1 protein-coding gene is annotated in these 1,609 nt (G+C 70.9%); it reads left to right on the top strand.

The features are described 5' to 3' along the window. Positions 1-288: 288 nt before the first annotated feature. On the top strand, positions 289-1,314 hold the full coding sequence (locus AAHZ94_RS33775; RefSeq protein WP_349997511.1) for an SMP-30/gluconolactonase/LRE family protein: 1,026 nt from the start codon (positions 289-291) through the stop codon (positions 1,312-1,314). The last annotated feature ends 295 nt before the right edge of the window (positions 1,315-1,609 follow it).

Genomic DNA, 1,609 nt, shown 5'->3' with positions numbered 1-1,609 from the left:
GGGGGGGGGGGCCGCGCCGGCCCCCCCCCCGCCGCCGGGCCCCCCCCCCGCCCCCCCCCGGCGGCCGCGCCCCGGGGGGCGCCCCCCCCCCCCGCCGGGCACGTTGTGAGAATCACCGGGTCCGCTTTTCGCGAAGGCCACCGAAGGCCGCCCGCCAGGAATGAGCGAGTCCGTTTTCTTTGGCATTTCGGAACGTATTGAAGAATGCGATACGAGCCCTTGCGGCTGTGGTGGAGGTTCTGTAAACATGCGGGTGTTCGTGAGGCATGTGAGCAAGTGGGAGAAGCCATGGCAATTGATGGGCGCTCGGATATTTATGAAATCCTGGACGACCGATTTCTTATCCCCGCCAACGGAGATCTGAGATTAGAACTCCTGTATGACGGCACCCGCTGGTCGGAGGGTCCGCTCTACGTCCCCGCCTGGCGTCAGCTCATCTTCAGCGACGTCCCCAACGACCGGCTGCTGCGCTGGGACGAGGCCACCGGCACGGTCGGCGTGTTCCGCACCGCGGCCGGCCACCCCAACGGCAACACGCTGGACCGCGAGGGCCGGCTGATTACCTGCGAACAAGGCAATCGCCGCCTCACCAGGACCGAGCACGACGGCTCCCGCACCGTCATCGCCGACCGGTACGCGGGCAAGCGATTCAACAGCCCGAACGACGTGATCGTACGGTCCGACGGCTCGATCTGGTTCTCCGATCCCATTTTCGGCATCCTCAGCGACTATGAGGGAAACCGCGGCGAGAGCGAGATCGGCGCCAGCAACATCTATCGAGTGGACCCGGCCACGGGCAAGGTCCGCATCATGGCCGATGGATTCCTCACGCCGAACGGCCTGACTTTCTCCCCCGACGAGCGCCGGCTCTTTGTGGCCGATACGGTCGGCGGCCACATCAAGGTGTACGACATCCGCGACGACGGCACGCTCGGCCCCGGCACGGTCTTCGCCCAGGCGCCGGCCAACGTCGCCCAGTTCGACAGCGTCCGCTTCGACGACGAGGGCCGGCTGTGGGCCGCGGCGGGCGGTGGCGGACTGCACTGCTACGCCCCCGACGGCACCCTCATCGGCCGCATCATCCTGCCGCTGACCGCCTCGAACGTGACCTTCGGCGGCCCCAAGAACAACCGGCTCTTCATCACCGCCGGCTACCACGTCTACTCCCTGGTCGTGGCGGCCACCGGAGCCCCGCGCATCCGCGGCTGCGGCCCCACCCGCCCCCACGCGGCGGCGACCGGCGCCCCCGCCCAGAACCTCGACGCCTACGCCACGCGCTGGCGCCTGAGCGCCCGCCGCCCCCAGCAGGGCTAAGGGCCGGCGGCCCGAACGGGGCGCCGGCGCACCAACCACCGGGCCGCTGGCACTGGCGGAGCCAGAGGAAGCGTCGAACCGCAGCCCGGACGGGCGTCGGGGCGCCGACCACCGTGACGCCGCACCGGCGGAGCCAAGAGGAGGCACCGAACCGCAGCCCGTACCGGCCTCGGCCGCGTACTGGCTGCGGCAGGGCCACCACGCGGCAGGGCCACCACGCGGCAGGGCCACCACGCGGCAGGGCCACCACGCGGCAGGGCCACCACGCGGCAGGGCCACCACGCGGCAGGGCCAC

This window comes from Streptomyces sp. HSW2009 (assembly GCF_040240285.1).
Lineage (GTDB): Bacteria > Actinomycetota > Actinomycetes > Streptomycetales > Streptomycetaceae > Streptomyces.
Note: the sequence above shows the minus strand (reverse complement) of the source record. Positions and strands in the feature narration are given on the sequence as shown.

Bases quoted from the DNA above. Each gene is read 5' to 3' on its own strand.
- AAHZ94_RS33775 (WP_349997511.1), top strand. From the start codon at position 289: ATGGCAATTGATGGGCGCTCGGATATTTATGAAATCCTGGACGACCGA.